The organism is Candidatus Thiodictyon syntrophicum, from assembly GCF_002813775.1.
GTDB classification, from domain to species: Bacteria; Pseudomonadota; Gammaproteobacteria; order Chromatiales; family Chromatiaceae; genus Thiodictyon; species Thiodictyon syntrophicum.
Map to the genome: position 1 here is coordinate 126081 of NZ_CP020371.1, position 25786 is coordinate 151866.

General features: G+C 67.3%; 19 protein-coding genes and 1 pseudogene. 3 read left to right on the forward strand and 17 right to left on the reverse strand.

Annotated features, from left to right (window positions below):
- Nucleotides 1-18 precede the first annotated feature (18 nt).
- The 6 genes from THSYN_RS34515 to THSYN_RS29940 form a co-directional block, all read right to left on the reverse strand.
- Nucleotides 19-3831 carry a S8 family serine peptidase gene (locus tag THSYN_RS34515; RefSeq protein ID WP_157818037.1) on the reverse strand — a complete coding sequence of 1271 codons (3813 nt, stop codon included), beginning with the start codon at nucleotides 3829-3831 and terminating at the stop codon, nucleotides 19-21.
- Nucleotides 3832-3836: 5 nt separating this feature from the next.
- Nucleotides 3837-7784 (reverse strand): Ig-like domain-containing protein, encoded by a 3948-nt coding sequence (locus THSYN_RS29920; protein WP_100922755.1) that lies wholly within the window; start codon nucleotides 7782-7784, stop codon nucleotides 3837-3839.
- Nucleotides 7785-7799: 15 nt separating this feature from the next.
- Nucleotides 7800-8321 carry a hypothetical protein gene (locus THSYN_RS29925; RefSeq protein ID WP_172965405.1) on the reverse strand — a complete coding sequence of 174 codons (522 nt, stop codon included), beginning with the start codon at nucleotides 8319-8321 and terminating at the stop codon, nucleotides 7800-7802.
- Nucleotides 8322-8931: 610 nt separating this feature from the next.
- The gene (locus THSYN_RS29930) at nucleotides 8932-9690 is read right to left on the reverse strand and encodes a ProQ/FINO family protein (RefSeq protein WP_100922757.1); all 759 of its coding nucleotides are present in this window, start codon (nucleotides 9688-9690) and stop codon (nucleotides 8932-8934) included.
- A 117-nt stretch (nucleotides 9691-9807) separates the two neighbouring features.
- Nucleotides 9808-10962: a hypothetical protein gene (locus THSYN_RS29935; RefSeq protein ID WP_100922758.1), complete on the reverse strand. Its 1155-nt coding sequence runs from the start codon at nucleotides 10960-10962 to the stop codon at nucleotides 9808-9810.
- Nucleotides 10963-10964: 2 nt separating this feature from the next.
- Entirely contained in the window at nucleotides 10965-17081 is a 6117-nt protein-coding gene (locus THSYN_RS29940; RefSeq protein WP_157818040.1) for a hypothetical protein, read from the reverse strand.
- 309 nt (nucleotides 17082-17390) lie between these two features.
- Between THSYN_RS29940 and THSYN_RS29945 the strand changes: the two genes are divergently transcribed.
- Nucleotides 17391-17792 (forward strand): hypothetical protein, encoded by a 402-nt coding sequence (locus THSYN_RS29945; RefSeq protein WP_100922760.1) that lies wholly within the window; start codon nucleotides 17391-17393, stop codon nucleotides 17790-17792.
- A gap of 116 nt (nucleotides 17793-17908) precedes the next feature.
- On the opposite strand, the gene THSYN_RS29950 is transcribed toward THSYN_RS29945, so the two are convergent.
- From THSYN_RS29950 to THSYN_RS29970, 7 genes and pseudogenes are all read right to left on the reverse strand, one after another.
- Nucleotides 17909-18142 (reverse strand): helix-turn-helix domain-containing protein, encoded by a 234-nt coding sequence (locus tag THSYN_RS29950; protein ID WP_418219961.1) that lies wholly within the window; start codon nucleotides 18140-18142, stop codon nucleotides 17909-17911.
- Nucleotides 18116-18240: pseudogene (locus THSYN_RS37070) on the reverse strand (recombinase family protein); the annotation flags it as partial. The gene THSYN_RS29950 and the pseudogene THSYN_RS37070, both read right to left, overlap by 27 nt.
- Before the next feature lie 239 nt (nucleotides 18241-18479).
- Nucleotides 18480-18704 carry a recombinase family protein gene (locus tag THSYN_RS29955; protein WP_335582533.1) on the reverse strand — a complete coding sequence of 75 codons (225 nt, stop codon included), beginning with the start codon at nucleotides 18702-18704 and terminating at the stop codon, nucleotides 18480-18482.
- A 348-nt stretch (nucleotides 18705-19052) separates the two neighbouring features.
- Nucleotides 19053-19223 (reverse strand): hypothetical protein, encoded by a 171-nt coding sequence (locus tag THSYN_RS34520; RefSeq protein WP_157818041.1) that lies wholly within the window; start codon nucleotides 19221-19223, stop codon nucleotides 19053-19055.
- Nucleotides 19224-20144 (reverse strand): type IV toxin-antitoxin system AbiEi family antitoxin domain-containing protein, encoded by a 921-nt coding sequence (locus THSYN_RS29960; RefSeq protein ID WP_100922761.1) that lies wholly within the window; start codon nucleotides 20142-20144, stop codon nucleotides 19224-19226.
- A 293-nt stretch (nucleotides 20145-20437) separates the two neighbouring features.
- Entirely contained in the window at nucleotides 20438-20626 is a 189-nt protein-coding gene (locus tag THSYN_RS29965) for a CPXCG motif-containing cysteine-rich protein (protein WP_100922762.1), read from the reverse strand.
- A gap of 156 nt (nucleotides 20627-20782) precedes the next feature.
- Nucleotides 20783-21607 (reverse strand): site-specific integrase, encoded by an 825-nt coding sequence (locus THSYN_RS29970; RefSeq protein WP_236849032.1) that lies wholly within the window; start codon nucleotides 21605-21607, stop codon nucleotides 20783-20785.
- Between THSYN_RS29970 and THSYN_RS29975 the strand changes: the two genes are divergently transcribed.
- Nucleotides 21557-22453 carry a coiled-coil domain-containing protein gene (locus THSYN_RS29975; RefSeq protein ID WP_236849033.1) on the forward strand — a complete coding sequence of 299 codons (897 nt, stop codon included), beginning with the start codon at nucleotides 21557-21559 and terminating at the stop codon, nucleotides 22451-22453. The two genes, THSYN_RS29970 and THSYN_RS29975, sit on opposite strands and share 51 nt — an antisense overlap.
- Before the next feature lie 36 nt (nucleotides 22454-22489).
- On the opposite strand, the gene THSYN_RS29980 is transcribed toward THSYN_RS29975, so the two are convergent.
- Nucleotides 22490-23191 carry a glutathione S-transferase C-terminal domain-containing protein gene (locus THSYN_RS29980; protein ID WP_100922765.1) on the reverse strand — a complete coding sequence of 234 codons (702 nt, stop codon included), beginning with the start codon at nucleotides 23189-23191 and terminating at the stop codon, nucleotides 22490-22492.
- A 307-nt stretch (nucleotides 23192-23498) separates the two neighbouring features.
- Between THSYN_RS29980 and THSYN_RS29985 the strand changes: the two genes are divergently transcribed.
- Entirely contained in the window at nucleotides 23499-23969 is a 471-nt protein-coding gene (locus THSYN_RS29985) for a hypothetical protein (protein ID WP_100922766.1), read from the forward strand.
- A gap of 98 nt (nucleotides 23970-24067) precedes the next feature.
- On the opposite strand, the gene THSYN_RS29990 is transcribed toward THSYN_RS29985, so the two are convergent.
- From THSYN_RS29990 to THSYN_RS30000, 3 genes are read right to left on the reverse strand one after another with little or no spacing between them, the layout of a single operon-like run.
- On the reverse strand, nucleotides 24068-24478 hold the full coding sequence (locus THSYN_RS29990; RefSeq protein ID WP_216644828.1) for a hypothetical protein: 411 nt from the start codon (nucleotides 24476-24478) through the stop codon (nucleotides 24068-24070).
- Nucleotides 24475-25293: a sterol desaturase family protein gene (locus THSYN_RS29995; RefSeq protein WP_100922767.1), complete on the reverse strand. Its 819-nt coding sequence runs from the start codon at nucleotides 25291-25293 to the stop codon at nucleotides 24475-24477. Before THSYN_RS29995 ends, THSYN_RS29990 begins: the two co-directional genes overlap by 4 nt.
- Nucleotides 25290-25715, reverse strand: a complete 426-nt coding sequence (locus THSYN_RS30000) for a hypothetical protein (RefSeq protein WP_236849034.1) — start codon at nucleotides 25713-25715, stop codon at nucleotides 25290-25292. The genes THSYN_RS29995 and THSYN_RS30000 overlap by 4 nt, the downstream gene beginning before the upstream one ends.
- Nucleotides 25716-25786: the final 71 nt, after the last annotated feature.

Consider the following 25786-nt stretch of genomic DNA (forward strand, 5'->3'; position numbering starts at 1 on the left):
CATTGGCATCCCCCGCGACTACTCGGTAAAGACCAGTTCGACGAAGGTCGGGCCGACCGGATTCAACTCCACCGGCCAGGCCTTGGTTTGACCCCGATTGCTCACCATCACGACCACGGTGGGGGCACCGCCGCCCATGGCTGGGGCGAGCAGATCCGGCACATGGAACTCGCCGTTGTCGTTGGTACGGAAGGCGTTCTCGGGCGACGCGTCCCCCGGCAGGGTGCCGGCCGGGGTCTCCACATGGACCAAGGCACCGGTGAGCAGGGCGCCGGCGGTGTCCCTGACCGTGCCGGTCAGGCCGAAGTAATAGCGCCCGACCTTGCCCTCCGCCTGGGCTACCAGCAACGAGCGCCCGCGACTGTCCACCTCCACGTCGCCAGGCTGATCCAGGCCGCTCAGGATCACGCGCCCGACCCCGCCGGGCGGGATGAAGGTCAGGGTGCCGGCGTCGCTGTCGGTGACGTACAGGTTGCCGACGCTATCCAACGCGAGCCCAGCCGGTGCGCGAATCACCGCGGTGCGCACGGTCACCGCGCCGGTCAGCGCGGGCTGGTCCGCCGGCAGGATCGACTCGCCGTCGGCATCGGTGACGACCGCCTGGAAACTGTACCGACCCGGGGTGCTGCCGGTACTGAGATTGAAACTGCTCGCCGCGCTCACCGACGCCGCACTGATGGTCCCGAGGTTCGGCGGCACCGTGAAGGCGACCTGGTAGAACTCCGGGTCCATCGCCACCGATGCGCCCTCGATCTGAAAGCGCAGATCAAAGTTCAGATTGGTCTGGTAACGGCCGACGATCTGCTCCGGGAACACCCGCACATCGGCCTGCGCGAGCCGCAGTTCCCGATCCGAACCCGCCTCGACGGTGAGCGTGGTCGTGGCCTCCGGCGGCAACACGAAGAAGCGCCGCACCGCGCCCTGGTAGCCGGCGGCCAGGATGCGCACCGGCTTGCCGGACGGGACGGTCAGCACCCGGCGCAGATCGCCGGCGGCACCGGCGACGTGTTCGGGCAGGATGTCCGTCTGCCAGGTCCTGGTCACGCCGCCCCCCAGCGTGACCTTTGCGGTCACGTGGATGCGGTCGATCCCGCCCCCGGCGAACAGCGTACCGGGATCGAGCTTGAGGTCGCCGGAATCGATGAGGTCAGTCAGCTCCGCGAGCAATGCCGCGGCGTTCATGCCGCTGTCGTCGATCTGCGCGTCGTTCCAGAGGTCCGGGTCGGCCATGACGGCCAGGTCGTCGGCGGTCGCGACGCCGTCGCCGTTGAAGTCGACGCGCGGGTAGACATTCTCCAACGCCGGGGCCTGGATCAGGCGGTCGCCGTTCAGGTCCCGCTTGAGGCTGTCCAGCGGGCCGTCCAGGAAGGCCCCGCGGGCCTGGACCTGCAGCAGCGCATCGCGGAAGCGGCGGAAGTCCGCCAGGTCGATGCGCCAGGTCGGCGCCGCGGGGGGCGCGATGCCGCTGCCGTGGGCGTCCGCGGTGACGAGCCGGTCATTGCCGTCCAGGCTGCCGTCGTCGATGTTGACCAGGGCCTTCTGCACCCACTTGCGCTTGCCGGGGTCCGCGGTGCGGATGCTGTCGATGTAGACCATGGCAGCAAAGGCATCGATGGCCGGGGCCGCCCCACCGCCGCCACGGCTGGTTTGGCGCAGACACTCCAGCACCTGGGCGGTGGTGAGTTCCGGGTCGACGGACAGCAGCCACGCGACCAGACCGCTGACATGGGGTGCGGCCATGGAGGTGCCGCTGTACTCGGCATAGCCGCTGAAGCGGCTCGCGCCGGTGGCCGCCTCATCGGTAAAGGTGCCGTCCGGCTTCTCCCACAGGGGCACCGAGCTCAGCACATCCACGCCGGGGGCGCTGAAGTAGAACTGCGCACCGACCATGTTATTGGCGATGCCGGAAAATTCGGCCCGAATGATGTTTGCCCGGTTATCGGTCTTGTCCAGGGCCTCAACGACAATGACGTTGCCCGCGCCGTTGTAGGCCGCCCAGGCCATGGGGCTGTTGTACTGGGCGCTGATCACATTCCATTGCGCGGCCCGGACCGGAATGTTCGGGTCATCAAACTGAGCCGGATCGGAGTGGAGCTGGCCGGCGATGTCCCAGCGGTCATTGCCAGCGGAGACCACAAACATCACGTTGCGGCCGGACTCCGGATGACGGGTTGGGTCCGCCCACCAAGCCACGCGCCGGGCGATCTTGCCCTGGGCCTCCACAAAGGCGCGGATCACCGGATTGTTGTCCGGCGTCGAGGGCACGCGGGTCAAGCGTATCTCACCACCGGCGGCGGGGTCCGGCTGACCGGAGAACAGGGCCGGCAGATAGTAGTCACCGGGGTCGGTGTAGTTACCATCCCCGTTGCCATCGTAGGTCCAGTTCTTGCGGCCATTCTTCTTCCAGTTGTAGCCCTGGCTGCTGTTGATCACCCGCACATCCGGGCGGGCGTGGATGAGGCGGCGCATCTGCCCATAGAGCATGTCCCCAAGGCTGGTGAAGAACGCCCCCCAGGTGCCCATCCCGATGCCACCGTTGCTCGGCTGACTGGCAATCACCGCGAACGGCGAGGCGCCGTCGATCCCCTTGCCGTCCCCCCAAGTGGCGGCGATGGTGCCGGCCACATGGCTGCCGTGGCCCTCGGTGACGGTCTGGTCGGTCACACCCTCCCAAATCACCGTGCCGCTCAGGTCCGGGTGGATGCGAAAGGTGCGGGTATCCGACAGTCCGACCTCGATGCGGCGGTCGAACTTGCCCACATGCGCCTTCAGGTTCCAGACCTGCGGGAAGTTGGCGTATTCCAGCCCCCAGTTGCCGCGGGACGGGGCCAGGGTCCAGTCCCAAATGAAGTCCGTTGCGAAGTCGTAGACCTGTTTCTCACGCAGTACCTTCAGCGTGCCGGGCGTGGCCGGTGGCAGCGCCGTGGCGCTGATCAGCGCATCGTGGGCCACCGCCTCGACCGCCGGCAGCGCCGCCAGCGTCGCCACGAGGGCCCGGATCGCGCTGTGATCGTTGCTGTCCGGGATCTCGATATACGCCGTGCCGATGGCCGGGAGGCCGCCCACCACCCGCGCGTTGGCGGCGGCCGACGCGGTGAGCACCGGGCCGAGGCTTGCCCCCTCGCGCAGCATGACCATCAGCCGGGTGCGGGAGACGGGCTGGAAGATCTCGGGCTCCACGCTGAAGTGGGCCGGGTCCGCCGGGGTCAGCGGCAGGTCCGGCACGCCCCCCGCGGGGTCGATCAGGCGCACCTCGGCAATCGCCTGCACCGCCGGGTTGGCCACCGCCCGCACCGCGACCCGCACCACCGGCTCCGGCGGCAGGGTGTCCGGCGCCTGGTAGATTGCCGGGGTCCCCTGGGTGATGGTGCCATGCACCGCGTCGCCGCCGTCGCCGCCGGCCACGCTCCAGACCAGCGCCGACGGGCCGCCGGCGACCAGGGCAGTGAACGGCGCGGTCCGTTCCAGCGGCAGATTGACCGCCGTCGGGGTCAGCGTCAGGGTCAGCGGGGAGACGAGGAAGGGCTCCGCGGTGGTCGCTTCACCGTCCGCGGTCAGAACCCGCAGCGGGTCGGTCGTGGCGCCCGCCGGAATGGTCACCCTGACCTCCTCTTCGCTGCCGCCCTGCACCTCCAGGGCGAGGTCTCCGATCCTGACTGTCAGCGTCTCGGGTGCCAGGTTGGCACCGACCAGACGGACTTCGGTGCCCGCCGGGCCGCCCGTCGGGCTGAAGTAGTCGATGACCGGCGGCGCGGCGGCCGTCAGCGATGCGCAGAGGGCGAGCAGCACCAGCAGCGCGCCTTGAAGGGGGGTACGGATTCGCCTGATCATCGCGCTTACTCCGGCTCGAACAGGGCGTCGAGGGTCGGCACGCCGTCGGTGAAACGCAGCACGCGCCAGCCGTCCAGCAGGAACAAACGGCCCTCGCCGTCAAAGGCCATGTCGATGGCCCGCCCGGCGGAGTGCTCGTCGGGCGGGATCGTCGCCCAGATCTGGCCGACCCGCCGGAACGGGTCCCAGGGCTGGTTGACCGGCACCCGTTTGATCTGCATGGTCGAGTTGTCGACGATGTAGAGATCCTCCGCGACCGGATCGGCGGCGCGCCGGATCACCATCGGCCCGGACAGGGTCGGCCGCGCGAACATCAGCATCTGGCTGAAGTAGTTGATGCTGCCGGTGAAGCTCCGCGCCCCGTCGGGTTGCGCGAAGCGGAACAGGCGCCCGCCGAAGGCGTCCTCCGAGGCCGGGTTGGCCGCATAGAGGTTGCCGAGGCTGTCGATGGCGAGCCCCGCCTGGACGATCAGGCGCCCGTCGCGCAGCGAGGCCTTGAAGCCGGCGTCGACAAAGCGGATGCGGCTCGCCCCGCGGGTGCCGACGCCACTGCCGGGGGCAATCAACTGGTAGAATGCGCCGAGTTCGGCATCGCTGTAGTAGGCGATGTCCCGATCCGGGTCCGGGTCCACCTCGATGCCGTCCAGGGTCACCGAGAAGTCCAGTGGCCCCACGTAGAGGGACCGCGGCGCCGAGAAGTCGCTCATCAGGCGACGCGCCCCGAAGGCGAATACGGACTTGGCGCCGGCGAAGCTGGCTGGCCACCAGTCCCCGCCCGGTCCGCCGACGTCCGGGTCGACGCCTTGGTAGCGAGTCGCCCGCAGGGAATAGAAGCTGGTGCCGTCCGGCGGGTCCGGGTCCACCAGCAGCAGATCGTCGCCGCCGTCGAAGCGACCGCGGGCCGCCAGTTCCGGCACCTGGTCACCCTGGAACCGATAGAGATCGTAGACGAAGGCCCGACCGGGCCGGGCGGGGTCGTCGCCGGTGCTGCGCCGGAAGGCGGCCTTGACCAGCGCGGTGCCGTCCTCCTGGGTCTCCAGGTCGAGCCCGGTCAGCAGCGGTGCAGCCGGGACATGGAGCGCGACATTGGCGTTGATCATCGCCGCATGCATCTCGTCGATGGCCGGGCCGGCCAGGAATATCGGCGCGGCCAGCGTGCCGAGCAGCGAGCCGCTGGACATCAGCATGCCGCCCAGCATCACCGACACCGCCGCCTCGGCCATGCCGACCTGAATCTGGCCCTGGATCACGCCGTCCTTGGAGGTGAAGAAGTTGCGCCAGAAGCGGGTGAAGGGCCGATTGGCGGACGGGAACGGCGGTGACGCGGGCAGCACCTGCGCGAGCAGAATCTGCTCGAGCACAGGCGCGTCCGTCGCAATGGTCGGATCGTAGCGGGTGGTCTGCGCCGCGAGCATGGTCCCGGCCAAGCGGCCGAGCAGACCGTTCTTGCGCAGGTGGACATAGGTGAACAGGCTGTTCAGCAGCAGGTGCGACTGCAACGCGTTCAGCCGGGTGTAGGGCGACAACACCGGGGCCTGCGGCAGCAGCGTGCGCCCGCTGTTGAAGACCAGCACCGCCAGGGCATTGCCGGGCGCGGTCGGATCCTGCCAGGCGGCGTCGATCTCCGCCTGCAGGCCGGCGAGCCATTCGCCGAGGTCCGGCGACCCGCTGCCGGTCCAGCGGAAGCCGGCGGACAGGCCGTATAGCAGCGCCTGCAGGGACAGGCCCTCGCCGCGGCTGAGCGCATCGGTCAGTGCGGTGATCCCGGTGTCGGTGACGGACACCAGGCCATCGCCGGTGAGTGCGGGGTTCAACTGGTTGCCGTAGGCGTCGTGCACGCCGGCCTCGTCGCCGCCGACCAGCAGCAGGGCCTCGGTGATCAGGCCACGCAGCCGGGCCGGGTCGAGGACCGTCGCCGGGTCGCCGAGCCCGCGCCCGAGGATGCTGAGGGTGCTAATGGACGGCGCCGAGGTCGGGTCGAACACGGTGGCCGCGGCGTCCAGGGCACCGACGGCCACCGGCAGGCCGATCCGGGTCTCCACGGTCTGGCTCAGGAACCGCCGGTTCGGGGCGTTGACGATGAGCTGGTAGGTGCCGGGCGGCATGCCGGTCAGCGTGAACCGCCCGTCGGCGCCCAGGGCGACCTGGAAGTTCGTCCCGGACAGGGCCACGGTACCGGCAGTGACCGGCGCGCCGCTATCGGGGTCGCGGATCAGGCCGGTGATGGTCGTGCTGCCGGGCTCCACCGTGAAGGCGTTCACCGACACCGCGACCGCGCCACCGGTGACGATGCGCGGCGCACGTGGTCCGGGGTTGGCAGCCGGGTCGATCCGGATGCGGGCGACCGCCAGGTTCGACGCCAGCACCGTCAGGGATTCCACGGTGATGCCGGCGCCGGCCTCCAGCCGGCTCTCGCCGGCGACGAAGGCGGTCGCGTAGCGGCCGTCCGCGGCGCCGGAGAACTGGACGTCCAGGGTCGCGCCCTGGGGTGCACTGGTCGGCACCAGGCCGGTGATGACGCCGGCCCCCGGCGACGGCAGCGGCGGCAGGCCGCCGGGGGCGTTCACGGTCCCGAGCACCCGCTGGGTGGCCTGGAACGTGGGCGATCCCACCGGCGCCACCTGCAGGACCAATTCGCGGGCCTGGCCGGTGCCGGGCTGGGTATCGGTGACGGTGATTGTCAGGGTCGCGGGTCCGGTGGTCACCTTGCCGTCGGTGGCGGTGAGGTCGATCCGGTACTCCCCGGCCTGATCATAGTCCGGGGCGAAGGTCAGCACCCCCGCCGCCGCGGCGAACACGGCGTTGACCGGCAACGCGTCGGCGGTGATGCGCACCGCATCGCCATCGAGGTCACTGGCGCTGATCGGCACGTTCAATACGCCACCCTCGGCAACCGTCGCCGTCGCGGGCAGGTCCAGCACCGGCGCCCGGTTGGTGTCGCTGACCTCTACCCGCACCGCGGCAGTGCGGGTGTAGCCCTCCGGGTCGCGGGCGGTGAACGTCAGGTAATGGGTGCCCTGCTGGGTGTAGTCCGGGCTGAAGCTCAGGCGGCCGGTCGCGACCGGACCCGGGGTCGCGTCGAAGCGGGCATTGGTCAACGGCGGAGCCGCGGTGAGGGTCACGACGCCGCCGTCCGGGTCATCGGCGCTGACCGGAATCTCCAGCGTCCCGCCCTCCGCGATGTTGTGGTTCGGCACGATGGTCAGGGCCGGCGGACTCGGCGGCGGGGCCTGGGTCACGGTGATCTGCACGGTCGCCGGGGCGCTGTCCTGGCCTTGGTTGTCGGTGACGACGAGCGTGAAGGTATGGCTGCCCGGCGCGAGGGGCAGGGTCGGATTCACGACGTCGCCGGGGTCCGGCGCGCCGGTCCAGCGCCAGGCGACGACTGCGCCATCCGGGTCCGTCGACCCACTGCCGTCCAGGGTCACCGCGACAGTGCTGCTGTCCCAGGGGACGACGGCTGCGATCGCAGCCCCGGCGTCGGCCCGCGGCGGCTGGTTTGGCGGCGGCGCCGGAATCTCCCGCTCCAACCGCAGCGTCGCCACCAGTTGCCCACGCCCGCCGCTGAATTTGAGCTGGCGCTTGTGCGTGGCACCAGCGGCGAAGGCCGCGCCCTGGCCGGTCAGCAGGCCGTAGAAGGGCTCGTTGGCGGCGGTGGCACCCATCGGTTCCAGCGCGGTCTTGTTCGCGCTCGCGACCACCAGCCGGTACTGACCGGGCAACGCGGTGCGCCCGGTGTTGGACACCGAGACATCGAGCAGAAAGGTCTGGGTGCGGCTGTCCAGGATGGGCCGCGCCTGGGTGATCTTAAACGCCGGGTCGGTGACCGGCAGGAACTCGGCCGCGGCAGGTGTTGCCAGGGTCAGCAGACCGAATACCAGGCCCAGCGCCGCGAACCACCCGCGGGGACCAGGACGTTGCGTCGAAGGGTAGCGGGCAGCGGTACGGGGCATGATGGCGTCCTTGAGTTACAGGGTCGCGAGAGGGCGACCGGTGCGATACCAGTCGGCGCGGCGGGCGAGCAGGCCGAGGCCCGGCAGCAGCATCAACAGGGTTGGCGGCAGCGGCACCGAGGCTCCGGCAATCGCGACATTGCCGATGGCAAACCAGTCGTGCTCGTTGAAGTCGCCATCCTCCAACAGGAACTCGAGCACGACGGACTGACCGGCGAAGGCGTCGATCCCGGTAATGGCGGCGCCCGTGCCACTGGCGCCGCTGGTATCAACGCTGGATGGAAACAGGTCAATGTGGTCGCTGAAGTCCGAGAGCCACAGCACTGCCTGCACGAAGTCGGGGTTTTGCGGGTCGCCGGCGGTCAGCGCCCACTGGTAGTCGAAGCTGAGTGTTTGGGCACTGGGGTCGAGATCGAAGGACTGGAACAGCGAGACCTGGTAGTAGTCGGCGTCGTTCGCGAGCCGGGCGAAGCCGCCGCCCATCAGCTTAAACTGGGGCTCGGTCGGCGGATCGACCAGACTCCGGCCCAAAGTCACGCTGTCGCGTACCGCGCCCGTCCAGCCATCGAAGTTCGCAAAGGCACCGTTGACAAAAGGCCCAGCCCAGGCGACTGACTGCGTCAGCCCCAGGCAGAACGCAGATGCTAATAAAATACTGATTATACTTGGCATTATCCTACCCATGGTTGTGCCGCGTCACCGCAGCAGGGACTGCCGTAGCGCCTGGGGTGTTTCCTCCCCGCTCTTCATTACCGCCAAATACAGAATAAGGAATTCGTAAGTCAAATTGTCATCATAAAATCATAGGAAATCCGAGGACCGGCGCCGACGAGCCGCTTCCGACCGATCGGCCGCGGGGTGACGGACACGCCCGAATAACGGCTCAAGAATAACCGGAACAACCTCGGCATGCCGGCGGCCGGCTCTTGGACCGGAGCTCTCGGAACCTGCACTACTGGTTACCAATTCGTTACCAAGGGCCAAGTTGGCTTTGCGCTGAAAGCCCGGCCTGTCGTTGCGCTGGGGCATACCCCAGCCTGATGTCAGGCTCGCGGCCGAAAATGCGTCAGGTTAGGGTCGAGTTTTCAGTTACCTGGCGGGTCCGACCGGACATCTCAGACCTCAACCTGACAACGTCCGCCCGGCGTCAGGTCGCGTCCGCCGCGGGCTTGGCCTTCTTCTCGAAGACCTGCAAGGCGGGCTGTTCGAGCACGATAACCGGGCCAGCCGCCGCGCCGGCCTGAGCGCCGAGTCGGCCACTCAGGGCCGCCACCCAGTGCGGCCAGGCGTCGGCGGCTTGGGCGAGCTTCTTCCAGGCTTTCGGCGGCAGGATCGCCACCACCAGGGCGCGGTCAGTCTGGATGCCGATCTTCAGCCCGGCCTTTACTTGGACGGGCGTCGGTAGCTCGGAAAACTTCACGGTGAGTTCGAGGTGGCCGGACACGATGTTCTCCGCGTGCAAAGGGGCGTCCTGGGGCAGGTCGGGCGCAAGGGCGGCAGTCTGCGGTGGGCGCGGCGGCGGGACCTCCCCGCGCAACAGCGCTTGGGCGTAACCGGCTTCCCGTTGCGTGACCACACCGGCCGGCTGGCCGTGCAGGTCAATGCGGGCGGCACCGGGCCGCAGGGCCGCCAGGTAGGCCGGGCGGGTGCAGTCGTCGGCCAGCGCCGACTTGACCTGGCGCTGGACCTGGAAAGCCGCCGCCTGGCGTTGCGCGCCGTTGGCGGCGTCCGGGAGCGCGCCGCCCTGCTGGTCGATCCTGGCCAGGTCCTTGTGGATGTGCCGCTTGAGCGGACGCGGGTTTACCCAGTCGAAGCAGGCGGGGTACTCCGCGGCCAGATCCCGCGAACGCACAGGCGCGGGCGCGGTGGATGCGACCAGGGCATTCAGGGTCAGGGTGGGCGACATTGGGCGTTTGAAGGTTGGGCTTTGACAATCTTCGGAACGGTTATCGAAAGCTTTCCATAACTGTTCCGAAAATTGTCAAAGTCCGTCAGCAGCTCAGCCGCGTGGCAGCCCCAGCTGTCAGCGGTGAGCGTCGCCGCCAGCCGGTTGCCAGAGATCGGTCTTGTCGAGCAGCCGCAGCAGGCCGAGCAAATCCTCAGCGGATAATGGCTCCAGGTGGGCCAGCGCGTTGCGCGCGCGATGCAGCGCCGCGAGCAGTTCGGCGCGCTGGGCCCCCAGCCGGCCCCGCAGTTGCCAATGCAGGTGTCCGAGCTCTAAGTCTTCAATGTGTATGATCGGCGCCCGGCCCTCGACCTGCACAGGCACCCGCAGTTGTGCACGATGGCGCTCGATCAGCCGCCGCCGCAGGGTTTCTATCAGTGGGAACAAGACCCGCACCTCGGCGCGCCAAAGGTGCTCGGCAATCGCGCTTGCGCTGGCGGCGGGGTCGAGCGCCAGGGCTGCGAGGTGCAGCGTCTGTTCGCCCGTAAGTTGTTCGAGAACGCCGGCCTCCCAGGTATGCGGGGGCGCCTCATGCCAGCCACGCGCCGCGGCGAACCCGATGAGCGTTGACTGCGGCCGACACAGGCCGGGGATCGTCTCGTCGCGCAGATGCACGGCCAACAGTGGATCGGCGCCGGCCAGGGTGGCGATCAGTTCGCGCCGCAACCGGCCGGTGAACGGTGGCAGCTCAATACCCCGAAGCAGGGTGGCGGCCCACAATTGCATGTCCAATCCATCCAGCCGGCCGCGCCATTGCAACACCGCGAGGGATGGGTCCACACGCGGCCAGTCGGTACGCGGGAGGCCGCGGGTTTCGGTGCAGAGCACCGGGCGGTCCGCCGCGGGCAAGGTCGCGGCGGCGCGTGCAAAGGCCAACAACCAGTCGCGCCAGGGGGGCCATGGCTCCGTTGTGAGTGGACCAATCCACAGGACGCGATTGCGTAAACGCGCCGCCTGCACCAGCCCCAACAGCGTCTCGGGGGCGGCGGTACTACCCCACAGGGCCTGCACGACGGTTGACATGGGTGTTGCCGGGCCGGTTGGCGCGATGGCAGTCCAGCACCAGAGGCTGTCACGGGACACCTCTGCCTCAAGTGCCTGCGCGAGGCCGGGCGGGGCCCCCAGGGGCAGACCCAAAACGACTGAGCGCCCCCGACGCAGGGCGTCCAGCGTTTCGTCGAGGAAGGCGACCGGGCCAGGGGCCGCCCACCAGGCGGCCCAGGGCGCGTCCATGGTCACGACGGGAGCAGCTCGGCAAGGTATGGATCAAGCCGGCGCGCGCCCTGCGGCTCGGCGCGGATCACGCCAGTTGTCTCCCCCCACGCAAGGACTACCTCCAGTTGATCCGGCTCGGCATCCAGCAGGGACAGTTCCTCGGCGCTCAGAGGTTCCCCTCTCCAAATGGCCATGGTCCGCAAGATGTCGAGCACCTCGGCCAGTGTGTCAAACTCCTCGCGCAACGCATCCGCCGCAACATCCGGTGCGAGCAAGTCGATGGTCTCGCGCCAGCGCTCCGGGGTCTCGACCAGTGGGGCAAGGGCTGCCTGCAGTGGTCCGTGCCAGAGTCCGGTGGCAGCGGTAAGTCTCTCCAGACGCGCCGGCTCGATGCTGCCAAGGCGGTTGTCCCGCAGCCAGACCTTCAGGGTTTCGCTGGCCCAGGGCTTGAGTGAAATCAGTTCTGGTAGTATCCGCCCCGCGACCGGTGCCGCCTGATGCCAGCACCAGGCGCGCCGCGCATCGCCGATGAAGACAACGCGCACGGTGCGGGACTTGCTTCGCCGGTTGGTCAGGACGCGCTGGACCTCGGCCACGGTTGCCGTCGACCAGTCGGCGGCGTTCGTGACCAGATAGATCAGATGGGTATTTTCCCCTTGCCGGTCGAGGGCCTGGCGCAGCGCAGCGGGCAGGTGACTGGCGGGCTCCAGTGACTGCCACTGGACCTCGATGCCCGGCAGGGTTGCGGCGGCCTCCTGCAAGGCCGGTGCGACTTCTTCGATCCCCGCCAGCACCAAACCGAAAACGAGGCTGATTCCGGTGCTCGGCTGCAGCAGCCGATGCTCCTGTTCCGCGGTCAGCGGACTGCGCATCCAGGGCTCGCTCCCCCGCGGGCGTCGATGCACCGCGGCGGTATAGGGCGGTGGCGGTTCTTCCGCCGCGGCATCCTGCAGGTCCTGTTCGATGCTGCCACGGGCACCGAGGAGGTTGACCAGATTCGGCGAGCGCAGGGCGTAGTTGCCCTCCGTGCAACGCAGGATACCGAGCCCCACCATCTCATCGAGCAGCACCCGGAAGGCCTCCGCGGTGCGGTCCGGAAAGCCGCGCTCCCACCGGCCCAGGGCCTGATCGCGAATCCACACGACAGGGAAGCCGCTGGCGCTGCTGACAGCCTCGTCCCGGCGCTGCAGCGTCTCCCGGGCGATGGCCAGCGCGATCAGCCGATAGCGCGGGTCCAGTGCCAGGGTGATCTGAAACCGGTCGCGGATGAAGGTACGCAGATCGCGCCGTTGATAGGCGGTCTCGACGTGCCCGGAGCTGATCTGATACGGCGGCGTCTGTTCCGGGTCGAAGTTGGCCTGATTGGCGTCGTTGAGGTACTGAAGGAGCTTGCTGCAGAAATCCTGGATCAGGTTTGGCGCATAGTTGGCGTAGGCCAGGATGCGGTTGACCACATCGTCATCGATCGTGTAGCCGAGCGCCCGCAGCGGCATGGTCACCAGTCGGAACGCCTCCCGCGCCTCGCCATTTTCAATCAGCGGTCCCACGCACAGGGGCTGCGCAAGGTGGGCGACCGGGGTATTTGGGTCACGGCTCGCGCGCTGGACATTGTGCAGCCCGGCCATCACCACCTTGAAGCGCCGCGCGGTGCGATCCATTACACCCTTCAGCGCGCGCAGCACGGGATAGCCATCTTCGGCATCCTGGGCAAAAAAGTTGTCGGACTCATCCAATAGCAGCAACAAGCGGCGGCGTTCGTCCGCGTTCAGCCAGTCCTCGATCTGGCGCTGGATGGTGTCGGCCCGCTGGACCTGGTCCTTGACGATCTGCTTGTCGAGATTGCTGGCAATGACCAGCCAGACCTCCGCGGGCGGGCGCCCGCGACCGATTTCCTTTTCGTTCAGATCGATCCAGACCACATGAAAGCCCGAGTCAGGGCTGTGATGGCGTCGCTGGACCTCTTTCAGCAGTGCGGTCTTGCCTAACTGGCGACCGCCATAGACCAGGTTAGTGCCCTGTCGGTCGACGATGCGGGCGATGGCCTCCCGCCGGCCCATGAACAGTTCATCCGGCACATCGCCGCCGGTGGAGCTATAGGGGTCGACGGCAGTGAACGGCAACGTGCATTCGAAGAATGCCTTTAGCCGCTCCGCCGGGGCGCAGCCAGCCAGATACAGCACCAGCCATTCATCGAGTAGCAGGAAGGTCTGCCCCTTCTCCCGGCTCCGGCGCGCCAGCGTGCGACGCTCGGCCACACTGAGTCGCCCCGGATAGAAGACCAGCACCGGCACCCCCGGCAACACGGGGTCGCGACCACCGCTGATGGCGCCCGCGATCTCCTCGGCCCAGGACGCCCCTGGCTTGGTACAGACCAACCGATAGCGGCCATGGGCACGGGAGCCGAATGCGGGGATTGGGCAGAGATCGCGGTCCTGAATGCGCTGGGTCTCGATCTGCACATCGCGACTGGACGCGCGGCGCGCGGGCAGGGAAATGGCCTTGACCGCCTCGAAGCCGAGCAGTCTGAACAGGTTCGTCATCGCCGCGACATCCTGACCCGCCTCGGCGTAGCGCACCGCTTGCCCCCAGGCGCGCAGCAATGCCAGCGCTTCCTCGAACCGGGCCGGACGGGGGGCGAGTTCGGCGGGCCAGGTCTCCGGCGCGCACCGATCAATGATCTCGCGGGTCCGCTGCTCCCCGAAGCTGGCCGCCGCCGCGGCGACAAAACCAGGGAAAAATGCGCGCTGATGCTGTGGCTCACGGTGGTCGTGGGGCGGCTCCGTACCATTCTCCGCATGCGTGACGTATTCGGTCGCGGTGACGATGTCGCCCTTGTCCAGCAGTGCATGCACGCGCTCGCGCAGTACTGGATTGCGCCGCAGATCGTCGTGGGCGGCCAGACGCTCACGTTCCGCATCGACGCGGTGGCGCTTATGTTCCGCCAGCGTTGCCTCGATTTGAACGAGTTCGCCCAAGGCAATTCCGAAGTCCGTGTCGGTCCGCGCCGCCAGGGCTTCCAGTTGCTCGGCCAGGGTGCTGCGCGTGGTCTCGTCCAGAAAACCGAAATCGAGCGCGTGGGCAATGCTGCGCTCGGCCTCACGCAGCCCGTCGTGCAGGCGCCGCTTGCAGCGCTCGATGCCGTGCTCGCGCCGTCGTGACCAGTCCTCGATCAATGGCTCGCCGACGTGGTGCCCGAGCGCAATGACCCGTGCAGTGGTTTCATGCAGACAGTCGGCGTCCGCACGGTCAAAGGCCGCCGCCAAGCTGTTGGGCTGCATACCTTGGGCGATCAGCAGCGACTCATAAATTCCGCTGCCCGGCCCCTCGTCCGGTTCCCAGCAGGCGTTCAGAACCAATCCGGGGATTGGCACCAATGCCTGGCCCAGCATCTGTTGCCACGGCAGTCGGGGGAGGGGCTTCAATTCAGGGTCGATCAGGTCATTCAGGTCAATCAGTGCGGCAACAACACTCGCGAGCGCCGCCTGGTCTAACAGGTCGCTTCCGATGAGCGGGCGCAATTCATCGATGGCCTTGCCGATCAGGCTGCGGGTGCGGCTGACCCATTCACTGAGCCCCGTTGGCCCGCTACCATCGCCGTTGTCACCCTCGTGCTCATTGAGGCGGCACCAAGTCTCCACGTACCCGACTGCCTCAAGTGCCGCCTGCACAAGGTCCTCTCTCGCGGCCCCTTCGATCGGGCGCATTTTTGCGCCACCCTTGCGGCACTCGTCGTCCGTTACGCGGACCCGAGCGAGGACCTTGGCACGATCACGCCAGTCCGCAGCCAGAGATCGGACCAAGTCCAGTTGCGAGACGTCGTCGGCAATCACCAGATGAAGCAATTCAGCCAGATCACCGGTTTCGAGCCAGTGCTTCCAGACGCGCGTCGCCGCCGCGTACTTGATGGTCTTATGCTGCGCCTCGCGCAGGAATGCCTCGGTCTGCTCCCGCAGCTGACTGCGCTCGCGGGCGCGCGCCGCAGCACTGCTCTCACCTTTGAAAGCGGCCTCCGAGAGCGTGGCGCGCAAGCGACCCGCGTCGATGACCGCCATTGCGACAGCGCGCAGTACCTCACGTTCGATCTGCTGGTATTGACTCTCCAGGATGCTGCGGGCGGAGGTGTGATACGGGGCGATCAGGGCCGGACGCAGGGTCATGGCCAGCACCAGAAGGCCATTGGCCCGGCGTTGCCGGACCTCCCGCCGGTCGAGATCGGCCAGCAGCAAGTCGGACAAGCCCTCGCGCAGCGGCTCCACCACTGCATCGGTTCCCGCATTGACCAGCGGCGCAAGCACCAGCGTCGAGAGGCTGCGAGCGGTGAAGATACCCGCGGCGAGTGCGCCGCGGGTTTCAAGGGAGTTCGCGAGATGGTAGGCCAGCGCCGGTTGCCCGTCGCGCACCAGGACCCAGACGGCAGCGTTAGCGGCGTCGTCGGTCAGGTGCCCGCTCGTCGGGTGCGCCGCGGCCAGCAGGTTATGCAGGCTGGTCTGCGCGGGCCAGGACGCGACCGGGGACTCCAGGCGTTGGGGAGCATTACCCGTTGTGGCCAGGCGTCCCGTCGGCGCCGTCCCGGTTGCCGGATGATGCGTCGACGCCGGCTCAGGTGGGGGTTTGTGCAACGGGGCTGGTGGTGCGTGTGGCGGCACATCCACCATTGCCGGGTGGGCGGGGGGTTCCGTCACCGGTGGTGGGGTGGTGATCGGGGCAGCGCTCAGCACCGGCCCAGGTGCGGGCGGGATGACGACCGCAGTTGCTGGCGGCGGGCTGGCGATGGTGTCCACTGCCGCGGGTTGTGCCGCGCTCGGGCCACAGGGTTGCGTCACCGACATGGGAAGCGCAACCCGTTGCGGTTGCTGGATGGGTTCCGGCGTAAGCGGGATTGAGGGTTCATCGGGCACTGATGTTGGCGTCCAGGCCGCATCATGCCCATCGCGCTCTACCGGTGCGGGCGCTGGGGCGACTGTCGCCGCTGCCTCGATCAACCAGTGGGCGATGTTCATGCGGACCCGCGCAAGGCCATTTTCGTGATCTTTCGCCTCCTCGGACAGGGCGCCGATCCCGTTCCAGTCCTGCGCCTGCATGGCGCGCGCCATGGCTGGCTGGACGCCAGCCAAGGCAATTTGGATGCCTGCCGCGGTTTCGCGCAGCCCCGCCAGTTTCCCCAGCGAGGCTGCTGCGGGCAGGAGCGGTTCAGCTTCGACCCTTGTGGGCCAGGCCTGTGCCCAGCTGGTGAGTTGCTCCAGCGCCTGCGCGGCTGCAACGTCTGTGGTATCGCACAAACGCTCCCGCACAATGCTGACCAGTGCCTCGAGCAGGCGTTGTGCCTGGGCGCGGTCCAGCACTCCAGCCAAAGACCGCAGGGCGGCGATGGCCGCATTGATCCGGCTCCGCTCGGTCGGCATCGCCTGCCAGGCGGCTATTGCGGCATGGGTTGCCGCCAACTGCGCAGCGGCGTCGTCGGCGAAGCTGGTCTGGTCGGGGTCGCCGTCGCCCAATGCGGGGGCGGGTGAAGGCTCGGGGTTCGTGCCCGCAGTGGCGGGCAGGAGCGTGTCGCTGACGGCGGGGGCCGGTGTCGCGTCCTCCTGCGCCAGTGGTGCAGTGTCGTCGTCAGGTGCTTCGCCTGCGGCAGTCTGAGGCCAGAGCGTGGCGACGCGATCCACAAGCCAGGTATGGACGCAACGGAATGCCGGGGTATCCATCGCCGGGATGCCAACGGCCTGGTCACGCACCCAATCCACCGCGTTTTGTACGATTTCGCGCGCGCTACCTGCAGGCTCTGGGGGGTGCCGGAGCTGGTCAAGGGTCCCATCAGACAACTCACGTCGCAAGCGGCGAGCGCCCTCGCGAAAAAACTGCCACCACGGGAGGAGCAGGGACGGCGGCTTACTTGCCCGTCGCTGACCGCGCTTCTCGAAAACCTGTGCAAACCGGTGCAGCAGGTCGTCATCGTTCGTGCTGGAGAGCAGGGCGGCATAGAAATCAGACTCTGCCATGGGCGGGCGCTTCCATTGCTGCGGCATAGCCTTGGCTGCCTTCACCGCAATGAAGTTGCGCGCCTGAAAAGAATATTCGAGCACCTCCCGGAGTTGCTCAGGCGTTGGGATAGTGCAGGGATGAAACGGTGGGCGTGGTTCCATGGGATGTACCTAGATGATCGGGCGGGCAGCATTTTCGCAGCGCCCATCACCTGTCAAGTTATCCGTGTGCATCGCCGGTGTCGTCCGTTGCCGCACGTTCCAGCGCTTTCCGGTTGGCGTCAGGTGCGATGACCGCTTGGTGAGTGGAGTAATCAGAGCGTAATTAGGCGTAATCAGGGACAGACCGGAGTATTTCCAGAACTTCCCAATGTAAGACAACGGCTTAGCCAGGTTTTTATACGGTGGCTTGGGGCACGCACGAGGTGTCATCATCTCCGGCGGGCGACCAAACCTGCTGGAGACCGCCCCGTGCATGCGCTGAACATCTTACATCACTGCCTGGCCCCGCTGCTGGCGCATATCCACCGCCGCCGCCTGGCGACCTTGCTGGAGGCGGTGGCCGCGAGCGTCTCCGGTCCGCAGCTGACCCTCACGGACATCGGGCGGCGCTGCGCCGGGTCGGCGCGGCTGCACCACAAGATCAAGCGCGCCGATCGCCTGCTCGGCAACACCCGGCTGCAGGGCGAGGCGCGCACGGTCTATGGCGCACTGTGCCGGATCTGCCTCAGGCGTATCCGCGAGCCGGTGATCGTGGTCGATTGGTTGGACCTGAAGGCCGACCAGTCGTTGCATCTCTTGCGCGCCTCGCTGCCGGTCGGGGGCCGCGCGCTGACCCTCTACGGGTCTGATCAGGATACGTGCAAAGATTAGTAATCTCGCCTTGAGTTTGCCAGGCCGTTAGCGCAAACCACTGAAAGAAAAGATATGTACCGATTGGCAAGCGTCGCCGCCGAGGCTGGTACTGCGAATCGAGCCGGCGGCCGAGTTCAGGTCACTGATTCGTGAACCACCCGTTGGACGGTGCTGACACCCACCCCGAGTTCGGTGGCGATCTTCTTGATTCCTTTGCCCTGTTGGCGGGCCACCCGGATCGCTTGCTCCACGCGGTCAGGCGTGCGCGGCCGGCCCAGCCGTTTACCTTGTGCCCGGGCCCGCTCCAAGCCCGCCTTCACCCGCTCCTGGATCATGGCGCGCTCGAACTGCGCGAACACCCCACACATCTGGAACATGGCGGTACCGCAGGGGTCGTGGTGTCGATCCCTTGCTGGTGCAAATACAGATCAACGCCCTTGGCCTGAAGGTCCGACAGCAGCGCCATGAGTTGTTGCAGGGATCGCCCGAGCTGGTCGACTGACTAGTTCTACTTTGTCACCTTAATTCGGTGGCGCTGAGTGCAAGGATACGGATATTTCGACCAATCCAGCATAAGGCGTTATAAATCATATATTTGCAATTAATGCAGCGAGTCGAGCGCCAGATTCTATTTTGAATAGGGGATATTTTCCCCGTCGATAATATTAATATAATCAAAGCGTTGGACAAGGTGACAAAGTAGAACTAGGCCATTAACAGGTCAAGCTCGCGCCGCAGGATGGCGCGGTAGAGCCGGTCATAGGCCGGGCGCCGATCGCGGCCCTTCGCCCCGCTGACGCCGTGGTCGACGAACTCCTCGACGACCTGCCAACCCATGCGCGCGGCCACCGCGCGCAGTTCCCGCAGCTGATTGTCCGGCGTCTGCTCGCCCGTCGAGACCCGCGCGTAGATCGCCACTTGCTTCATCATGCCCTCCAGCCTATACCAGAAAACACTTGGTTTTTGTACTCTCTTGCCGATATTTTTAACTATCTGATTTTATTAGTTTGGTGGATGCCGCTTTCGGGGGTGTTTTCCGTACCCGCTGCGATGCCACCCCCGGCACACCGAAGTTACTAAATTTTGCACGTATCCTGATCAGACCCGTGGTGCGGATAGCGGGTGCTGGTCGCGCCGGTGGCGCCTCGCCCCCGGGGGTCGCCGTGAATAGCGTACCGTGGTACATACCGCGTAATTACATACTAACCAGGCACCGGCGCCACGGCGGCGCCGGCCGCCCCCTACCCGTGATAAGCCCGGCTTATCCCGCCCAGGGCCTCAAAAGGCCCGCCCGGACCCACTAACGGCCTGTGACCCGCCCTTCATGACCATGGCCGTCTGGAGATCGGGCGCTCCCGAAACGGCCGTGAGGATAATGTGCACGGCCTGGCGGAAGGGACGGTAGTCCGGGTTCTGCTCGACCCACTCCCGGGTCGCGATCTGCTCCACTCACGCCTCCTCGGCCTCGTCGATGTTGATGGACAGACACCAGGTCTCGGAGAACCGCGGGCTGTAGCCGGCCTGGGCGTAGAGCTTGCGGGAACCGCCCCGTTGGGCGAAGGTCCGCCAGACCTCGAAGGTCGGATGGGTCAGATTGAGACGCTCGGCGAGGACGTAGCCCGCCCGCACCTTGTCGATGTTGGTCCCGTGGCGGTCGATCTCGTCGACGATGAGGCGCAGATAGCGCGGCGCCTGTTCGGCAAAGAGGTCTAGCACATGGTAGATGCCGCCGCACAGATCGGGTTCGCGGAGCATGTCGAGAAAGGTCCGCCCGATGGTGGCGACGCGGCGCGGCTTGCCCTGCACGGTCACGTAGGCCCCGGGGTCGCAGTGCGAGCTCGTGTGGACGCTCAGAATCTTGCGTTGAATCTTGTCGAGCCGCAGGCGGCGCAGCGGCGGGAGTCCCGCCTGGAGATAGGCCGCGAGGCCCTCGGCCCCGAGGTCCTTCTGCATCCTCTCGGTGGCTAGCCGGCCCCATTGGGACTGGGGCAAGGAGGTCACGAACAGCAGCTTGGGCAGACGGTCGGTGAGACCGTGGTACTCCATGGCGGTCAAGTGCGAAAGGTAACAGAAGGGGTCGACACAGCAGATGATGTCCTCCGCCGCCGCCTGGTCCTGACCCAGCACGACAAAGACGTCCTTGTTGGGGACATCCTTGGTGCGCTGGAGGATGCCGTCCGTCACCAGGCCACCGAGCAATCGGGTGTAGTCGGCGCGTTCCGGGACATCCTTCTGAAGTCGGTCCAGGGGCTCGCCGCGGTAGGTCTTCGCCTGGTAGAGGCGAAACACCAGGCTACCCAGATGGTAGTCGGTCACGACCGGCTGGTGAAGACGGCCGATTTCCAGGGCGATGGCGGTGCGAAGCTCCACTTGAATAGATTTATTATACTAGGTCTATATGTCCTGAGGACATATAGACCTAGTATTGAGAAATGTCAAGATTTAGTCTCAGAAGACCGATGGTGCTCGATTGTCGGTAGTCCGGCAGGCTGCGTCCCCGACACCCGATCGCCGCGGATCGGCCTCTCGGTGCCCCGTACGGCACCGATCGCCATGCCGCCCCAACAGGCCCACGCCGTCCTGCAGGACGGCCGACTTGCCAACGCCAGCAACAGGCTTAACTCCTGGTGCGAGTTGGAGGTGCGTAGCTCTTGTGCTGCTGGTCAGTCATCGTCGCGGTGGGTCGTCAGGCGGGTCAGGTCGCCCGCACCGTCCACCTCGGCCTGGAATTCGATCGGGCGGCAGCAGACCGGGCAGTCCTCGATGTAGCGCTGGCTGCCGGCGGAGCAGTCCACCAGGGTCGCGAACTCCTCACCACAGTAGGGACATTCAACGCTTCGATCGTCCAGCATCGCCGGCTCCGCGTGGGGGACAAGGACAGGAACAGGTCCGGCATCGCTCACCGGGCTGCCGGGGTGGGTCGCTCGCCACGTCGCGGATCCCGACCCATGAACTGGATGCCAATCACCGACCCTTCAAGCGCGTCGGGGACTGGTCGCGCGCTGGCGTCAGGTCGTCTCCCGCTCCGCCACCAGCATGGTCGCTGGCCCCTCCCCTGCCAGGCCCAACTCGATGCGGTGACGGCCGAAGGCGTCGGCGCGCTCGATGTAGCGCATGGCCGAGGCGGGGTCCTTCCAGCCCACGTACTCCATCAGGTCCTTGACGTCCCACTGGTGGGCGTTGGCCCAGGTCGCGAAGCCGCGGCGCAGGGAGTGGCCGCTGTAACGATCGGGTTCGGCTACGCCCGCATCGGTGAAACGTTTGCGCAGCACGGGCACCAGACTGTTCGGGTGGAAGCCGGTCGTACCCAGGTGCCCGTCCGGGCCGATGCGCCGGAAGACCGGTCCATCGGTCAGGCCCGCCGCGTCGATCCAAGCGACGTAGGCCGCGACCGGGCACAGGCGCGACAGCGCCGCAACCTTGAAGGTGGTGCCCTGCGCGTGCCGATCGGTCTTGGTGCGGGGCAGGTAGAGCGTCATCCCCTCGCCGGGCACCGCCTCAATGTCCTGTATGCACAGGCGGCTCAACTCGTCGCTGCGAAAGGCGCGCCAGAAACCGAGCAGGATCAAGGCCCGATCCCGCGTGGCGCGCAACCATCCCGCCCGCTCGCCAGGCGCACTCGCCCGGGCGATCTCCGCCGCAAGCCAGGCGTCGATGCGCGTCAGTTCCGCGAGCGGCAACGGCAGAGCGCGCTGCGCGCGGGCGGGGTGCAGTGCACCGATCCCTTTGAGCACCCGACGCACCAGGGGTGCTTTGGTCGGATCGACAAACCCCTGATCGCGATGCCACTGGGCGAGCGCGGCCAGGCGCAGCTTGAGCGGGATGACGAGCAACTGCTGAGCGCGACGCTGCGCACCGCGGTCGCCGGACTGTCGCGTCAACTGCACGCGCAGGCGTGCGCCCTGGTAGAGAACGCTGAGTCGCGCCATGCGGCCGAGGCGAGCGCACTGCGCGCCGACAGCGTGCGCCTGCAACGGGCCCTCGCCGACGTCCAGGCGCAGGCCGGGCAGCTCGGCGAGGCGCTCGCCAGCGAGCGCGCTGCCCATGCCGCGACCCACGAGGCCTTGCAGGCGGAACGGGTCCACGGCGCGGCGCTCGGCAACGAGAACGGGGCCCTTGGACTGCGGCTCGCGGAGCACGTTGGGCACATTCAATCCCTGGAGGATAAGCACCGGCACGCGCGCGACGCCCTGGAGCACTACCGGCAATCGGTGAAGGACCAGCGGGATCTCGACCAGCGCCGCCACGAGACCCAGGTGCAGCAGGTCCAGGCGGAATTGCGCCAGCACGCCCAGACCTTGGTCGCCAAACAGGACGAGGTGACGCATCTGAGCCACGACAACGCCCGCCTGGCCGCCGAACTGACCGAGGCCCGCCGTGAACTGCGCGCGGCACAGCAGACGCTGCGCGAGACCCAGCGGGCCCGAGACGGCCTCGTCGCCGTGCAGGCGCGCCTGGAGGCCGCCCACGCAACGCTGACCGAGCAACTGATGCTCGCCGAGGCCGCGCGCCAGGCGTTGGTTGCCGAGGAGCGTGCGTTACAGACGCGGGCCGCCACACAGGAGGCCAGCGCCCGCGGGCTCCAGGCGCGGCTCGACGCGCAGGAGTCTCTTTACACGGACCTTACGCGGCGACTCGACGGTCTGGACCTGCGCTTCGCCGCGGGGCCGCGGTCATAGTCACTGACCCTAACTGGCGGTCCTTGCCCCAGGCCATCAATTCTGGGGGGCGCCGACGACCGCATGGATGTCACGGCAGTGGCGGACGAGCGTTTCATGCTCATCGACGAACCGCTTTAAGGGTGTCGCGATTTCGTAGAAATGGATGTTGGCAGTGAAGCCATAGATGTTGGCGTCGATGCTGGTGGGCGTGTCGCCATGTGCGTAGCCATGGGTCGGAATAAGATCGCCGAGCACCGCCAGATCGGCCAGTCCGCGCGCCATCGCGTCATCGGGTTCGTAACGGCCGATGCCCTGGAAGTAGTAGCGCTGGCGGTTGAATTCCTTGGCCTTGAGCAGATCGTCGTCGGTCAGGCTCGGGTGTTCGCGTTTCAGTGCCGAGCTGAAAGCGGGCCAGTACCGCTCGTCCTGCCAGCGTGAATACGACATAACCCAGTAAAGATCGCCCAGCATGCGGGTAATCAGCAGGTTCGTGTTGCGCTGCGAGCGGGTGAGCGCGGCATCGATGGTCAGGCCATGCTTGCGGATGAGATAGGCAATGATGGTTTCGCTGTCCCCAACCGCCTCGCCGTCATCGACGATGTAGGGGAGTTGGCCGCGCGGCGCCGGCGATGAGTCGAAGATGTGCGCCTGCTCGAATGGTAGCCCGGCGAGCCGCAGGAATGCGTAAACCTTCAGCCCATAGGGATTGTTGTCGGCCACACCGAACAGCGACGGGAAAGAATAAAGCGTCAGCATCGGGCATTCTCCGTGGTAGAATCAGGTCGCGATGGCAATGGACGATGGCGTGATTGAACCGGGCGGTCATGGTGCCCTGCGCAGTCGGTGAGCAGGTCGTTGCTCTCCGCCCCCAACTGTGCCCTTGATCGCTCCAAGCCAAGGGGCGCCGGCCGCGGCGAGGGCGACGCCCCACCGCCACTGTACTGCACGCCGCGGCACCCAGGCTGAGCCAGGCGATTGTCTTCCCCCCGTCAAGTGTTTGGTTTCCCCCGCGCAGGCCCTCGCAACGGCGGCAGGCGGGGCCGTCATGGCGTAGGATAGGCCCATGAAAACCGCCGTGCTCGTCGCCCTCCTCCTGTGCTGCGGACTGCTCGCCGCCGCCCCGCTGCAGGTCGGTTCCCCACTGCCTGCCCTAAAGCTGAAGGACCAGCACGATGCGCCTCAGGCCATCACCGCCGACACGCGCTATCTGATCTTCGTCGCCGAACGCGCCCCCGCGGCGCTGGCCGAAACCGCCCTCGACGGCCAGACCATAACCACACTGGCGAGCGCGCACGTACGCTACGTTGCCGACATCAGCGCCATGCCAGGGATCATTACCACGGTCATCGCGCTGCCGAAGATGCGCAAGCGACCCTACCCGATGCTGTTGGGACGCAGTGCTGCGGAGACGGCCATGCTGCCGCGCGAGCCGGCCAAGGTGACGCTGATCGAGGCGCAGGGTGGGATCATCACGACCGTGCGGTTCATCGCCGACGCCCTTACCTTACGCGCAGCACTGGGGCTTACGCCTTAGTGGGAAGCGTACAGCGACGCTGGCCATCAGCCCCAACGCTGAGTCGGCGCGCGGGCCAGGGCGGTGGCGCGCGTGGTCGCTCCGCCGGGCAGACCGGGTCAGGGGGCTTCGCCGCGGGCCGCGCGAGCGGACCCTTCGGCCGACTGCGCGCCACAGAGAGCGCGCACGAGTCCCATCAGCTCATCCAGGTCGCGGCAGGCCCGCAGGCGCTGGGCGTCGATGCACAGGGTCGGCTGGCCGTCCCCCAGACACAGGACCGCCGGCAGGGTGACCGCAACGTCCGGGAAGCGGGCATGCAGCTCATCGCGGTGCAGAAACTCGCAGTCGGCATCCAGGGTGTCGAGAAAGGCACGCCAGGCGCGCCGCTCCTGAAACCAGCCGTAGGTCACCTTGCAGAGCACGCATTGGTAGGTCTGCGGCGACAGGATCTTGTGCGCCGCATCGGCCAGGGTGTTGAACAGACCGGTGTCGGCGTTGTAGACGAAGAGAAGCCGCGGGCGTGCATTCATGGCCGGTACGCCGGTGCGGCCCTGGTCCCAGGCGGCGGTCCCGGCGGCAACTCCGCCAAAAAGGGGATGGCAAGCAGCCGCAGCGGACGCTGCCAGGTGTCGCCCGCGAAGCGGCCGATGCCGAACCGGATCAGCTGGGTGTCCTCGCGCAACCGCAACGATCCGAACAAGCGGTCCCAGAAAGAGAAGATGGTGCCGTAATTGGAATCCGTCTCGACCCGGATCGCCGAGTGGTGCACGCGGTGCATGGAGGGCGGGACGATGAGCCGCCGCAGCCCCCGCTCGAGGTGCACCGGCACGGCCAGATTGCTGTGATGCAAGAGGATCACGGCGACCATGACGGCCTTGTAGAGTACGAAGGTCTCAAGGCTCATGCCGAGGGCGACGATCACGGGCAGGTTCGCCAGGCCCGACAGCAGGATCTCGCCGGGATGAAAGCGCAGCGCCGTGGTGCAGTCCATGGCCGGGTCCGTGTGATGGGCGCGATGCAAGCGCCACAGAAAGGGGATCTGGTGATTGGCGCGGTGCCAGGCATACATCCACAGATCGAAGAGCAGAAAGCTGATCAGGGCGCCGCCGAGCCCGCCGGGGTCGAGGCGCGCGCACAGCCCCCAACCCTGCTCGCTGCCGAGACGCAAGGCCCAAAGCAGGAGCGGTGCCAGCGCCGCACCGACCACGCCGCTGGCGATGGCCAGAGCAAGATTGCGGGCGCCATGGACATAGCGCCGGTCGCGGGCCTGGTAATAGGGCTGGACACCCTCGGCCACAAAGAGCCCCGCCAAGACGGCGAGGCCGACCCACAGGTCGAGCGTCATGCCGCATCACCCCGTGGGAGCGCGCCGCGTTGCCGTTCATAGACGGCCGCGAGGCGTGCGGGCGGGGCGCCAAGAAAGAAGCGTGCGAGCAAGAGGCCGTTGGCCAACTGCTGGCGCGCCGGCCCGTGGGCCAGGAAGCGGCTGGCCGAGGTGGTCACCGCGCTCGGCAGCTTGGCGATACGGCTGCACTGGTGGCTGCACTGGCGCACGCGGCGGGCCAGTTCCACGTCCTCGAACAGCGGCCAGTCGGGGAAGCCGCCGACGGCCTCGAAGAGGTCGCGCCGGATGGTCATGGCCTGATCGCCGAAGGTCGTCAGCCGCGACTCGAAACGCGAGATCCAGGCATAGGCGTCGAGCAGCCAGTGGCGCTGATCGAGTCGGTTGCGGCCGGCGACGGTCGACCTACGTTTGTCGGCCGCCACATCTCACCAGCGCACAAAAAAGGCGGCTCGCGCCGCCTTGTTCAGTCCCACAGAACCCATGGTCAGCCGCC